This window comes from Paenibacillus sp. LS1, from assembly GCF_026013365.1.
Classification (GTDB): Bacteria; Bacillota; Bacilli; order Paenibacillales; family Paenibacillaceae; genus Paenibacillus.
The window spans coordinates 416,576-431,230 of the sequence record NZ_JAPDOE010000003.1 but is presented as its reverse complement, the minus strand read 5'-3'; the positions used below and the strand labels follow the sequence as shown (position 1 = coordinate 431,230).

The following is a 14,655-nucleotide window of genomic DNA, read 5'->3' as shown; positions in this document are numbered from 1 at the left end:
GTCCGAAGACTTGTACCGATTTCTCAGCGTCGATCTTGCAAGCAAGATCGTTACTCACTCGTTGTTCAGTTTTCAAAGATCAAACTTGTTTCGTTACCGAATGTCGTTCTCTTCAGCAACTTTTATATCTTATCACATCCGAACCAACTTTGCAAGCTCTTTTTTTTAAGTTTCTTTCGAAGCTTATTTGTTTCGCTTGCCGCACCGTGTAAATCGTGTTTTCTTGGCCGGAATTAGAATATACCATGTACAGATTTTTATTGCAAGTCTTTTTTTGATTATTTATAAATCTTTCTATAATCATCGTGATATATCTACATCAGTATACTTATTTCACATAAAAAGGTCTCTCTATAGAAGAAAGACCTTCTCATCAATTTACTCTAATATCTATAGTTAACCGATAACCTCTTGAATGTGAAGCTGCCTTTGCTGCATTAGGTTAATGATGGTTCCTTCTACTGATACCATAGGCCGTGTAGGATGATCCCGATCAGAGAATACGATCTCTCCAATTTGGTTATTGCTGAGTTTTACTCGGATACCATTATGAATCTGGGTTGACCGATGAACAAATACATTTACAATTGCAGGGTCCAATTTACCGAAAGCTTCACTCTGGATTTGTTCCAGAACCAAATACGGTGATTGTGCCTTGCGGTAGATCTTCTCTAGCGTCATGGCGTGGAAAATATCAGCGATAGCTACAATCTTGGCGTAAATATGAATCTGCGTTCCGCTAAGCTGCAAGGGGTAGCCCGATCCATCCACTTTTTCATGATGCTGCAAAGCTGCAAGTCTTGCTCCCTCATTAATGGCTTTTGCCTGTTTAAGAATCTGATAACCATATTTAGTATGCTGACGAATCTCTTCCTGCTCCGTAGACGTCAACGTGGTTGGCTTATGGAGAATTTGCGGATCTACCTTGTTGTTACCAATATCATGGAACAAGCCTGCAAAAGCAACCTGCATCCAGTCTTTGGAGGGGAGATCCATCCATTGGGCCAATTGATACGATGTGAGCGCGCTCAGTACAGCATGGTGATATACATAATCATGTTCTTGCATTACTCGTGGACTGAAGGTAAGCACATTATATTGTTTGAGATGTACAAAGACAGCTTCCAACTGTGTACGCAACTCATATACAGGCAATTCCGCCGCCAGAGAGGACAGGAATGCATTTTTGGTTAGTCCAACCATCTTTTCATACTCATCCTGTAGAGACGGTGCTGCAGGAGCTGTGGTGACGTTCCCTGTCTTCCCTGCCCGTTCACCATTCTTATCATTTGCTGTACTTCCTGCGGACCCAGATGCACCTTTGGTGCCTGTACTGCCTGATACCATTCTTTCTTGTTCAATATCTACCTGGTGAATCATAAAGGCTCTGAGCACTTCCATATCCTTGGGTAAAATAACTTTGCCCTTCTGAAGCAGGACGTTGCCACGAAGCGTTTGCACATCACTCCCAAGTTTGAGTCCTGGTTTGACTTCTGACAGGGTGATTAATCCCATGTTTATTCCCCTCACTCATCGTTCTTCTATGTTAATAACAAAACAAGACCATAGTCCCGGTTTTTTCATGATATTTCCCATTATATTACTCAAAAATCAGGCTGTACATCCTAGATTCTGATTAATCAAAGTGATGGCTCCTTGATACAACAAAAGGGCCCCCAGTGGGAGCCCTCTTAATCTTATTCCAATCTTCAAGAGATTAGTTTTTAGAAATTCTATTCTTATGCTTCCGAACCGGAATCGTCGTCGTCGCCATCAACTTCAGCATCAGCTTCCGCGTCAGTAACGATGCCTTCTTCCAGGCTTACTGCTGGAGTTTGGGTCTCCCCGCCTTCCGAGCCTTCAAGCAATTCGTCGTCTGGTTCTTCTTCATTTTTGTCAATTCGGCTGACTGTAGCTACCGAATCCTCATCACGAGTATGAATCAGCTTCACCCCTTGCGTGTATCGACCCATGGTGGATATGCCTTCCATGCTCATCCGGATCAAAGTACCGCTAGACGTGATAATCATCAGATCCTCTTCGGTTTTAACCATTTTGAGGCTGACTACAGCACCGTTCTTCTCTGTAACATTAATGGTTTTGATCCCTTTACCGCCACGAGTCTGCATCCGATAATCACTGACAGGTGTACGTTTACCGTAACCTTTGGCTGTAACGATCAGAACATCAAGCTCTTTATCGACTACATCCATGCCAATAACGGAATCCTGTTCATCCAATGTAATCCCTTTAACCCCGGTTGCACTACGTCCCATGGAACGTACATTACCTTCCGAGAATCGAATAGACATCCCGTGAGCTGTACCCATAATGATCTCTTGCTGCCCATCGGTCAGCTTAACATCAATCAGGATATCATCATCACGCAAGGAAATACCAATCAGGCCGCCTTTGCGGATATTGGTGTAATCCTCAAGTGGCGTCTTCTTCACAACCCCTTGACGAGTAGCAAAGAACAAGTATCTGTCACTTTCAAATTCCTGAACTGGAATCACGGCATTAACCGATTCACCCTGCTCGATCTGGATCAGGTTGATAATTGGTGTTCCCCGTGCGGTACGTCCAAGCTCTGGAATCTCGTAAGCTTTGAGACGATACACCTTACCTTTATCCGTGAAGAACATGAGGTAATTGTGAGAGTTGGTCACAAATAGATGCTCAACAAAGTCGGTATCTTTGGTGTCCATCCCTACAACCCCACGTCCACCACGCTTCTGGCTGCGGTATGTGGATACCGGCAGACGTTTCACGTAGCCTGTGTGGGTAATCGTGATAATAACCTCTTCACGTGGAATCAGGTCTTCATCCAGAATACTCTCTTCACCTACAGTGATCTCTGTACGACGATCATCGCTAAAGCGGTCGCGAATCTCTTGAAGCTCCGTACTGATAATCTCAAGCACCAGATGCTCATTGGCCAAGATTTCACGGTACTCCCTGATTTTAACCATCAATTCGTTATATTCATTTTCAATCCGTTCGCGTTCCAGACCTGTGAGGCGTTGCAAACGCATATCGAGAATCGCTTGAGCCTGATCATGACTGAGTGAGAAACGCTCAATCAAACCTTCTCTGGCTGCATCTGCGTTACTGGATGAACGAATCAATGTAATAATCTCATCGATATGATCCAGCGCAATACGCAAGCCTTCCAGAATGTGTGCTCGAGCTTCAGCCTTCTTCAGTTCAAACTGCGTACGTCTGCGAATAACCTCGATCTGATGCTGCAGGTAGTGATACAACACTTCACGCAAGTTCAGGATTTTAGGTTCTTTATTTACAATCGCAAGCATGTTAATTCCGAAAGTGGATTGCATCGATGTATGTTTGTACAAGTTGTTCAGAACAACCCCCGGATTCACGTCTCTGCGGAGCTCAATTACAACCCGCATACCGTTACGGTCAGACTCATCACGAAGGTCTGTAATGCCATCAATCTTTTTATCACGTACCAACTCGGCGATTTTCTCAACGAGTCTCGCCTTGTTCACCTGATAAGGGAGCTCTGTAACGATAATTCTCGCTTTGTTGTTGTTCTCTTCGATGTTGGTTTTGGCCCGCATCGTTACTGAACCACGTCCGGTCTGATACGCTTGACGAATGCCGGAGCGTCCCAAAATGTAACCGGACGTTGGGAAATCTGGCCCTTGAATGTAATCCATCAGTTCCATGGAAGTAATATCCGGATTTTGAATCATGGCCTGTACGCCGTCAATAACCTCTCCCAGATTATGAGGAGGAATATTGGTCGCCATACCTACCGCGATCCCGCCAACCCCATTGACAAGCAAGTTGGGGAAACGAGCAGGCAGAACGATTGGTTCATGTTCTTCACCGTCATAGTTCGGCTGGAAGTCAATCGTATCCTTGTTGATATCTCTGAGCATTTCCATTGCAATCTTGGACAGACGAGCTTCGGTATAACGCATCGCTGCTGCCATATCGCCATCGACCGATCCAAAGTTACCATGTCCATCTACGTGCATATAACGCAGGGAGAAATCCTGTGCCATCCGTACCATCGTCTCGTAAACAGCAGAGTCACCGTGCGGGTGATACTTACCGATAACTTCGCCGACGATTCTGGCTGATTTTTTATGTGGTTTATCGGGTGTCATGCCGAGCTCTGACATAGCGTACAGAATACGCCGGTGAACCGGCTTCAATCCATCACGCACGTCAGGTAAGGCACGGCTAACGATGATGCTCATCGCATAATCCATAAACGATTCACGCATCTCGACGCCTATATCCCGATCTGTAATCTGAGAGTTCATTTCTTCCGCCATGCTGGACCTCCTTCTTGTCCTTCAACAAACGTTCCATTCCGTCATGCAAAAAAATTGATTATATGTGAAAAGCCTAACAAGGCTAAAACCGCGCAAGAACGCTACTCTTTATTATATTACTTTCACAAAAGTTACACAATTAAACGTCCGCTGGGCAATAGCCTTTCTTCCGGGAACTTCTGCGTCTCTGGGGATTCGCCCTGCCTTCCTCTCCAATTGCACATACAATGCTAGAAAAAGCGGCATGTGTACTGTGCCTACCGAGGCTAAAGCCGTTCCCGTTCTACGATCAAACTGCAAATTGTGCAGCTCATCGCACAAAACGCCATATTTCTCTATTATACCACTGAAATCGTCTCTTGTCCTTCGATTTCTCCGTGTCTTCCCCTCTTGAGAACTGAGCAAAACGTGAAAGGACTGATGAATCTTGGGTATCCAGCGTGTCTCCAGCAAATGGGCCAAAACAGCTGTGTTACAACGCAGTCGCAATGTGAATGAATATATCCCTGTGACCCGAAAATATAGCCGTCAAACCCTGGAACGAATGACTGAATTATTCGAGTCGAACTATATCAAACCGGATCGTGGCACTTACGGCAATGGAGTTATGCGGGTGAAAACCACCCGTATGTACCAACCTGTGTTTTATTCCGAAGACTCCACCACAGATGCAGAGGTTACCGAAGAACCCAATGATCGGAACCTATCTGAAGATACCGAAGCAAGTGCTGTTACCTCCAGAGCTACCCAACTCACAACAACATATCAACTCCAATATGGAACCGAGGAAAGGTCATTTCATTCCCTGGACGATCTTGAACGGGCACTGAATGATCGTATACAGAACCGTGACTATATCATTCAACAAGGAATCCCGCTGATGAAGCATGAAGGTTTGCCTTTTGACTTACGCGTGTTGACCCAGAAAAATCTGCAACACAACTGGGAGACAACAGGTGTGCTGGGAAGGGTCGCCGCCCCGGGCAAAATCATCACCAACATTCATGGTGGTGGACGGTTGGCCACGTTCGAAGAACTCGTGCTCCCCCATCTGCATCAGGATGGCTTCAAGAAACTTCGCACTGAGCTGTACCGATTAGGCATTCATACCGCCGTGCAATTGCAAACATCATTTCCAAGGCTCAAGGAGATTGGTATAGATATTGCGCTAGACGAAGAAGGGCGCCCCTGGATTCTTGAAGTCAATACACTGCCAGGCATTTATGCTTTTGGCTTACTACCGGACAAGGAGACCTACCGGAAGATCAAACGATATGCGATTGCCTACGGTCGTCTGCCCTCCAAAAAGAGCAAAAGCTCTCGTCCATCCCCTAAAGCACAGGCCTCAGCTACCAAAAGACGTGTACGTCGATAAAAACCAATACGGGAGTCTATTAGCCTCCCTCTTCGATGATTCCAATAATATAAAAAGGCGCCCTCGCAGGCGCCTCTTCGAATATCGTTAAATGTCGAGGTTTTTCACGTATTTAGCATTTTCCTGGATAAAGTCCCGACGCGGTTCAACGTTATCCCCCATGAGGGTGTCGAACATGGCATCAGCAAGTATGGCATCGTTGATCGATACTTGCATCATGGTCCGGCTCTCCGGATCCATTGTCGTTTCCCACAATTGTCCGGCGTTCATCTCACCGAGACCTTTGTAACGCTGAATGTTGAATTTCGCATTTTCACCGAGCGTTGCAATAATTTCATCGCGCTCTTTCTCGGAACCAGCGTAGCGAATCACTTTGTTACGCTCAATCTTGAACAATGGTGGCTGCGCAATGTACACATAGCCTGCCTCAATGATTTTGCGCATGTACCGATACAGGAATGTCAGCAACAGTGTTCGGATATGAGCACCATCGACATCGGCATCAGTCATCAAAATGATTTTGTGATAACGGGCTTTGGCAATATCGAAGTCATCACCAATACCTGTACCCATCGCTGTAATAATCGCTCTAATCTCCGCATTACCCAAGATCCGGTCCAGACGAGCTTTTTCCACGTTCAGAATCTTACCACGGAGCGGCAAAATGGCTTGGAAATGACGATCCCGACCTTGCTTCGCTGATCCGCCTGCAGAGTCACCTTCGACGATATACAATTCGCTGATTGAAGCATCCTTGGATGAACAGTCGGCCAGTTTACCTGGAAGTGAGCTTACTTCCAGTGCCCCTTTACGACGTGTCAGTTCCCGTGCTTTACGGGCCGCTTCACGTGCACGTGCTGCTTGCAGTCCTTTTTCCAAAATGCGACGGGATACGGAAGGATTCTCTTCCAGGAACTCCTGCAACTTCTCGGCAAACAAGGATTCGACAATACCACGTACTTCACTGTTACCAAGCTTGGTCTTCGTCTGTCCTTCAAATTGCGGTTCAGGAATCTTGACCGAAATAATAGCCGTCAAACCTTCACGCACGTCATCTCCGGAAAGGTTACCGGTACTGTCCTTGATTACTCCCGCCTTACGAGCGTAGTCATTGATGATACGTGTAAGGGCACTCTTGAAGCCTGATTCATGCGTTCCGCCCTCATGCGTGTTGATATTGTTCGCGAAGGAATAGATATTCTCGGTGTAGTTGTCATTGTATTGCAGCGCAACTTCCACCTGGATGTTATCTCTGGAACCTTCGACGTAAATTGGATTTTCATGCAATACTTCGCGCTTCTGGTTGAGGAAGGAGACGTATTCGATAATACCGCCTTCGTACAGGAACGAGTTGGTTGCACCTGTACGCTCATCCGTCAGTGTAAGACCAATGCCCTTGTTCAGGAACGCCAGCTCACGAATACGGGCAAGCAAGATGTCATATTCATAAACTCTCGTTTCCGTGAAAATTTCAGGGTCCGGATGGAACCTAACCGTAGTTCCTGTTTCATCGGTTGTACCGATCACTTTCAGGTCATACTGTGGAGCTCCACGGCGATATTCCTGTTGGTAGATATGTCCCTCACGTTTAACCGTTACAACCACTTTTTCAGAGAGTGCATTTACAACGGACACACCAACACCATGCAAACCGCCGGATACTTTATATCCGCCGCCGCCAAATTTTCCTCCTGCGTGGAGGACAGTCATAACTACCTCAAGTGCAGGGCGTTTCATTTTGGCATGTTCGCCGACAGGAATACCCCGTCCGTTATCGACTACAGTTACGCTGTTATCTTCATGGATACTGACCTCAATGTGGTCACAGTAACCTGCAAGCGCTTCGTCAATACTGTTGTCCACTACTTCCCAGACCAGATGATGCAGGCCCTTGGAACTGGTGGAACCGATATACATCCCCGGACGCTTCCGTACGGCTTCCAATCCTTCAAGGACCTGAATTTCATTCGCATCATATGACGGTTGATTCATAGACATGCCTTTCACCTACTTCTATAGATTCAATATCGTAAATATGCGTTAACTAAGAATGTTTGCTGAAATAGGTAACGTCCTTCATTTCAGCCAGCTGTGCACATAAAGACAAGCAGCAAAAGACACACCTTTTATGTCACACCAACGCTAGAGATCGGGAAAAATGTGAGCCCGCTTCTTCAGCGTGGCTGAGGAAATAGGCGAGTAATACACAATGTTTTTGGTCACCACAATGGACTTGGCTTCCTCTTCGCCGATATGTTCCACTGTTTTTTCTTGCTCGGCATGTGTGACATACTGCTTGGAGATCTTTGAGGATTTTTCAATCGATATATCAAAAATAGCGACCAATTCGGAAGAACGGATGATCTTCTCACCGCCCAGATGAATGTACATAAGCCCTCACTCCTTAGCGTTCAACCTGTCCGGCATGAACGTGATAAATACTGGCATCTTTGAGCTTGTCAACGTTCAGGCTCTCGATCCCCGTAGCCGTAATAAAGGTTTGCACCTTGCTCTGGAACGTTTCGATCAGCTGTGTCTGGCGAAAAGGATCCAGTTCGGACAGGACGTCATCGAGCAGTAGGACCGGATATTCTCCGATTTCTTCGTGAATCAGTTCAATTTCCGCAAGTTTAAGGGACAACGCCGTTGTGCGCTGCTGCCCCTGCGAGCCATATGTTTGTACTTCCCGATCGTTAATGAAAAAGGACAGGTCATCCCGATGCGGCCCACTAAGGGTTGTGCCTCGGCGAATCTCCTGCTCTTTCATTTGTGATAATTTTATCATAAATTGGTCCATTAAGACAGCTTCATCTTCTTCAGCGGCTTCGCTGAAGGAAGGAAGGTAGGCCAGGCGCAAGACTTCTCCGCCTCCGGTGATCCCTTGATGAATCGTTTCTGCCCACTTTTGCAGTTTCTTTATGAATTGTTTCCTTTTTTTGACGATTTTAACACCATGCTCAACCAGTTGTTCGTTCCACACCTCAAGCATGGTCTGGGCCGATGCCCCTTGTCCCCATAGCTGCTTGAGCAAATTGTTTCGTTGGACCAGCACTTTTTGATATTGCTGCAGATGATACAGGTAACCTGGTGCAACCTGTCCGATCTCCATGTCAAGAAACCGGCGGCGGACCCCCGGTGTGCCTTTTACGATCTCCAGATCTTCTGGTGCAAACATCACGACATTAAGTGCTCCGACAAAATCACTTAACTTGCGCTGCTCCAGGCCGTTAATCTTTGCTTTTTTGCCTTGTTGTGACAAAGACAGTTCAAGCTTGACCGATCCGTACTTTTTGTCGACTTCTGCTGCAAGTCTGGCACGTTCCTCACCAAAACGGATTAACTCCTTGTCACGGGATGTACGGTGGCTCTTGGTGAGTGCAAGTACAAAAATAGCCTCTGCAAGATTGGTCTTGCCTTGGGCATTTTGCCCGATCAACAAGTTTACAGGACCAAAAGAGTCCAGTCTCAGATGTTCATAATTGCGGAAATTCTGCAGATCAATGCTGTTCACAAACACGCGGTAACCTCCCTTTTATCCCGTCCGTCAGGAGGCAGCAGGATCGAACTGGTCTTCTTATTCTGCGGCAACTTCGAATGTGCCTTCTCCGTCCACTTCAACGATATCCCCAGGGTATAACTTACGTCCCCGACGTTCCTCAGGCTCTTTATTCACACGTACAAGTCCTTCCTGAAGCAAAGCTTTGGCCATACCTCCGGTTGGGATGCAATCAGCCAGTTTCAAAAATTGATCAAGCTTAATATATTCCGTTCGAATCGTAACTTGGTTCACTGTAATCTTCCTTTCGTTAGTTGGTCGTCCGGTATGGCAATATGACGTAAAGGCTGTGACTGTCATCCAGCGGTTTCAAGATGATTGGACTCATGACGCCTGTAAAAGCGATCATCAGCTGCTCACTTTCAACGACTTTCAGCACATCCAGCATGTATTTGGAGTTGAACGAGATTTTTAACGGTTCTCCGGTAAACTCGGCAGGTTCGATTTCTTCTCTTACTTTACCTAACTCGGAAGAGCTTGAAGAGATTTCGACTGATCCCGAATCCATGGTTTGCATACGAACAATGTTTGTTTTCTCTTCACGCGACAGCAAATAAGCCCGGTCGATGGATTCACTTAATTTTTTTGTATCTAAAACAAGTTCTGTTTTGTATGACGTTGGAATAATTCTAGAAGTATCCGGATATGTTCCGTCCAGAATACGAGAGTAGAACAATACACGGTCAATTTTGAACAGGACCTGGTTATCTGCAACAACGATATCCACAAGGGTATTTTGATCCGGAACGATTTTGCTGAGCTCGTTCAGCGTTTTACCGGAAATGACTACGTTGTTAAAGCGGATACCTTCTGCATTATCCAGCATTGCTGATCGAGTAGCAAGACGGTGGCGGTCTGTTGCCACAAATTTCAAATCGTTATCACCCAAACTCCAGAGTACGCCTGTAAGGATTGGTGTTGTCTCATGTGTGGAAATGGAGAAGACGGTTTGTTTGATCATATTTTTCAGCAAATCTCCTGGAATGGAGACTGTTTGGTTTTCTTCGATGCTTGGCAGTACCGGAAATTCTTCCGGATCAAGACCTACGAGTTGAATCTCGGTCGCACCTGCAGAGATAAAGGTGTTGAAGTTCTCTTTGACTTCCATGTGCACTTCTTGGGATGGCAGCTTCTTGATGATCTCCACGAAAAACTTGGCTGGCAAAACTACACTGCCCGGTTGTTCTACCTGAACTACACTTTTATCTCCATCTTCAAGCGGGATGAAGGATTGGATGGATATATCGGTGTCGCTTGCTGTCAACGTTACACCTTGATGATTCACGTCGAATTTGATACCGCTCAGAATCGGAATTGTTGTACGGCTCGAGATCGCTTTGGATACTTGCTGTATGGAATCGTTTAAGTAGTTTTTCATTATGCTGATTTTCATGGTTTCACTCCTAGCTGATTTTTTGGGTGTTGGGGTGTTGAAAGGTGTTTTTCAAAGGCCGAAGGCTAAGCTCCGAAATGGCTATTTTGGAGATGATATCTTTAAGATCTTTTTAGTAATAATAGTAATAGGGGCACTGAATATGTGGATAAGTGGGTATAAACCCGTACACCCAAGCCTATCCACATGTGTATACGTTGTGCATAGGCTTGGGACTTGTTCAGGTTGGATTCTTAATTTTTTCGGTTAAGTTGTTGATAACTTTATAGAGATCCTGATCGTTTTTAATCGCTTGGGAGATCTTTTCGTGAGCGTGAATGACAGTGGTGTGATCTCGTCCTCCGAATGCTTCCCCGATTTTGGGCAGAGAAAAGTCTGTCAGTTCACGAGAGAGATACATGGCAATCTGTCTTGGGAAAGCAACTGCCTTGGTCCGTTTCCGTGCTTTGAAATCTTCAAGCTTAAGGCTATAGTACTCGCCGACCTTTTGTTGGATGTCATGAATAGTGATCATTTTGGGACGACTGGAAGGAATAATATCCTTCAGTGCTTCAGCTGCCAGATGAGTGGTTACATCTTGATTAGTCAGCGAAGAATAAGCAACGACCCGAATCAGGGCGCCTTCCAGTTCACGAATGTTGGTGTCAATCTGGTTGGCAATGTACATCATCGCTTCATTCGGAATATCCAAGTTTTCCGCACGTGCCTTTTTCCGCAGAATAGCGATCCGTGTCTCCAAATCTGGAGGCTGGATATCCGTAATTAACCCCCATTCAAAGCGAGAACGAAGTCGTTCTTCCAATGTCGGAATTTCCTTCGGTGGTCTGTCGCTGGAGATGATGATCTGCTTCCGTTCCTCATGCAGCGCATTAAACGTATGGAAAAATTCCTCTTGTGTCGATTCTTTTCCCGCCAAAAACTGAATATCATCAATGAGCAGAATGTCGACGCTCCGGTATTTGTTACGGAAGCTCTCCCCGCGGTTGTCACGGATCGAGTTAATGAATTCGTTCGTGAATTTCTCAGACGACAAATAAACGACTTTGCTGCCCGGATCATGCTCCAGAACGTAATGTCCGATCGCATGCATCAAGTGAGTTTTACCGAGACCTACTCCTCCATACAGAAAGAGAGGATTGTAAGCTTTGGCGGGCGCTTCAGCGACCGCCAGCGATGCGGCGTGGGCAAAACGGTTGCCCGGCCCGATGACAAATGTATCGAACGTATATTTCGGATTGAGCATGCTGAGTACCGCTTCTTCCTGTACGACTGTAGGCGTTGGCGCCGGCAGTTGCGGGTCCGGTTCAGCAGGCTTGTTCTCTTCGATGACAAATTTCACATCGACTTGTTTGCCAAGTAGCTCGTATACCGTCGAGCCAACCAATTTAGTGTAACGGCTCTCCAGCCATTCGACGGCAAATGTGGTTGGTGCAGAAATGACGATTGAACGGTCATTCAGCTTTGTGGCTTTGGTTGCTTTGAACCAGGTGTCAAAGCTGGGTTTGCTGAGTTTGTTTTGTATGATTGATAAAATTTGCTGCCATAAATCAGAAGTATGGCTGTCCACAGACTGTCACTCCTTTTACATGTTCCAAGTGTGGCTTAAGCCATGATGCAGTGTCGAAATACGAGATATATTGTTGAATTTATCCCCAAACCCCCGCAGGTCGAAAACAAAAAAAGTATGAACAACGGAAAATTGTTCACAACTTTATCCACAGGCTGTTGATAATATTATGGGTCAGATCACATATTCACATCCAAAAGTAATACAATCATAGCAAAAGAAACCCCGCATTTCAACGTATCGCGTGATTTTATCCACAAATTCAATAACTTGTGTATAATTTTTAGTCACAACACAATATATTGTTTATAAACTGTTTAATTTTCGACAGGATGACCTAAAAACCAAAAATGTTTTATACACAGGTTATCCGTCAAATGATGCCAAATTGTGTGTAAAAGTATTCTGCGTTTGTGAATAACCTGTCTGTGGATAACCGAAAAGTAAAAATGGAGCATAATTGAGATTGGGAAAAGAGTTGTCTCTGACCCTCATGATTTAAAGTGGAAGGGGAAATGATAAAATCCATGAATTCAGCGTAAGGCTGGAAGGCGGAATAGATCCAGATTGGCGTACCGTTAAACAGGAAATGTGATCTGGTTTCTGAGGAGATGGCGATCTGTGAACATCGATATGGATGGATAATCAACAAAAAGAAATTCATTTTTAGACAAGTGGAATTTGATTTATCCGGAATGTAGAGGTAGGCCGAAACTCAAATAATGAGGTAGAAGTGTATGAAGATATGATATGAATCCAAACGACATTTTATGAATTTATATCAAAAGAGGGTGTCCCCTGAAACCGATTTTTGGTTTCAGGGGACACCCTCTTTTTTTTGTGTGGAGACTACATAGGGATTGATATTTAAGGACGGTCAATGGACATCTTGCGTTGAAATTCAGCAATATCTGCGTATTCCTCTTCCAGTTTGCGAGAGATCCGAATAAAGATGGGCAGCAGATCCTGATAGAGTGCAGCATTCTCTTTGACAGGTGTATGACGATGTGTTGTACCCACCATGGAAGAAACGGCATGAAGCGAGTCAATTCTTCCGGTAGCGTACAACCCAAGCACGACGGCTCCCAGACAGGAACTTTCGAAGCTTTCGGGCACAACGACTTCCTGATTGAAGATATCGGACATCATTTGGCGCCAGAGAGGAGAGCGTGCAAACCCACCGGTGGCTTGAATGGAGGTAGGTTGCCCAATCTGTTCTTCCATGGCGAGCAGTACCGTATATAGGTTGAAAATGACCCCTTCCAGAACAGCGCGGATCATATGCTCTTTCTGATGATGGAGTGTTAAGCCGAAAAAGGAGCCACGGGCATCCGGATTCCACAAAGGGGCACGTTCGCCCGAAAGGTACGGATGAAACAGAAGTCCTTCAGATCCCGGCCGGACACGTTCGGCAATCTTGGTCAGCACATCATAGGAATTGATGCCGAGTCGTTTCGCTGTCTCCACTTCAGACGCTGCGAATTCATCCCGCACCCAGCGAAATAACATGCCACCGTTATTCACAGGTCCGCCAATGACCCAAAGATTCTCTGTGAGGGCGTAACAGAAGGTCCGACCTTTGGGGTCGGTAACCGGACGGTCCACGACAGTGCGAATGGCCCCGCTGGTTCCGATGGTTGCTGCAACAACACCAGGTTCAATGGCGTTTACGCCGAGATTGGACAAGACCCCGTCACTTGCGCCAATAACGAAGGGCGTGGAGGGGGAGAGAGCCATTTTTTCAGCCGATTCGTGATTCATTCCTTCTAATATATGTGTTGTGGGTACAAGCTTCGACAGATGGTCCGGTGTAATGCCTGCAATTTCAAGGGCTTCTGCGTCCCAGTTCAGTTGTTCCAGATTGAGCAAGCCTGTGCAAGAAGCGATGGAATGGTCGACGACATATTGTCCGAATAGACGGAAGAACAGATACTCTTTAATAGAAATAAATTTGGCTGTGCGTTTAAAAAGTTCAGGTTCATCGTGGCGCAGCCACATTAATTTGGTCAGCGGTGACATGGGATGGATCGGTGTACCCGTGCGCAGATAGATGCGATTGCCCAATTCATTCTCTTGCAGCTGGGCAGACCATGCTGCACTTCGATTATCTGCCCAGGTGATGCAACGGGTTAAGGGTTTGTCATCCTGATCCATGGCAATGACACTGTGCATGGCCGAGCTGCAGGATACGAACAGGATCTGCTCGGCAGCAACACCACTCTGATCCATGACTCCTCGTACAGAGCGGAGGGCCGCCTGTACAATCTCCTCGGGGTCCTGCTCGGCAACATCGGGTGCCGGGGTATACAGAGGATATTCCTGCGTTGAGGTACTGACGACCGAGCCCTGCTCGGTAAATAACACGGATTTGGTACTGGTGGTACCGATATCGATCCCAATCATGTAATTGTTCATGTATATAATCCTTCTTTCTCCAGAAAGCGATAAGATTTT

At 46.0% G+C, this 14,655-nt stretch carries 10 protein-coding genes; 1 reads left to right on the top strand and 9 read right to left on the bottom strand.

The genetic code is table 11. The features are described 5' to 3' along the window. Window positions 1–396 precede the first annotated feature (396 nt). Both OM416_RS17220 and gyrA read right to left on the bottom strand, forming a co-directional pair. On the bottom strand, window positions 397–1,515 hold the full coding sequence (locus tag OM416_RS17220; RefSeq protein ID WP_264931478.1) for an HD-GYP domain-containing protein: 1,119 nt from the start codon (window positions 1,513–1,515) through the stop codon (window positions 397–399). Between the two features lie 224 nt (window positions 1,516–1,739). Next, window positions 1,740–4,310: a DNA gyrase subunit A gene (gyrA, locus tag OM416_RS17215; protein ID WP_264931476.1), complete on the bottom strand. Its 2,571-nt coding sequence runs from the start codon at window positions 4,308–4,310 to the stop codon at window positions 1,740–1,742. A 427-nt stretch (window positions 4,311–4,737) separates the two neighbouring features. Here gyrA and OM416_RS17210 point away from each other — a divergent pair, with 427 nt between their 5' ends. Further along, window positions 4,738–5,685 carry a YheC/YheD family protein gene (locus OM416_RS17210; RefSeq protein WP_264931474.1) on the top strand — a complete coding sequence of 316 codons (948 nt, stop codon included), beginning with the start codon at window positions 4,738–4,740 and terminating at the stop codon, window positions 5,683–5,685. Window positions 5,686–5,772: 87 nt separating this feature from the next. On the opposite strand, the gene gyrB is transcribed toward OM416_RS17210, so the two are convergent. The 7 genes from gyrB to gntK all read right to left on the bottom strand — a co-directional run bounded on the left by gyrB (window position 5,773) and on the right by gntK (window position 14,616). Then, the gene (gene gyrB / locus OM416_RS17205) at window positions 5,773–7,683 is read right to left on the bottom strand and encodes a DNA topoisomerase (ATP-hydrolyzing) subunit B (protein ID WP_264931472.1); all 1,911 of its coding nucleotides are present in this window, start codon (window positions 7,681–7,683) and stop codon (window positions 5,773–5,775) included. Window positions 7,684–7,827: 144 nt separating this feature from the next. Next, entirely contained in the window at window positions 7,828–8,076 is a 249-nt protein-coding gene (remB, locus tag OM416_RS17200) for an extracellular matrix regulator RemB (RefSeq protein ID WP_017691405.1), read from the bottom strand. 13 nt (window positions 8,077–8,089) lie between these two features. Next, entirely contained in the window at window positions 8,090–9,202 is a 1,113-nt protein-coding gene (gene recF, locus OM416_RS17195; protein WP_076216624.1) for a DNA replication/repair protein RecF, read from the bottom strand. A 57-nt stretch (window positions 9,203–9,259) separates the two neighbouring features. Next, window positions 9,260–9,475: a S4 domain-containing protein YaaA gene (gene yaaA, locus OM416_RS17190; RefSeq protein ID WP_036611994.1), complete on the bottom strand. Its 216-nt coding sequence runs from the start codon at window positions 9,473–9,475 to the stop codon at window positions 9,260–9,262. Between the two features lie 16 nt (window positions 9,476–9,491). Beyond that, complete coding sequence (gene dnaN / locus OM416_RS17185) at window positions 9,492–10,634, bottom strand: DNA polymerase III subunit beta (RefSeq protein WP_264931466.1); 1,143 nt, start codon at window positions 10,632–10,634, stop codon at window positions 9,492–9,494. Between the two features lie 220 nt (window positions 10,635–10,854). After that, window positions 10,855–12,201: a chromosomal replication initiator protein DnaA gene (dnaA, locus tag OM416_RS17180; protein WP_036611990.1), complete on the bottom strand. Its 1,347-nt coding sequence runs from the start codon at window positions 12,199–12,201 to the stop codon at window positions 10,855–10,857. Between the two features lie 867 nt (window positions 12,202–13,068). Then, window positions 13,069–14,616 (bottom strand): gluconokinase, encoded by a 1,548-nt coding sequence (gene gntK / locus OM416_RS17175; RefSeq protein WP_264931462.1) that lies wholly within the window; start codon window positions 14,614–14,616, stop codon window positions 13,069–13,071. Between the last annotated feature and the right edge of the window lie 39 nt (window positions 14,617–14,655).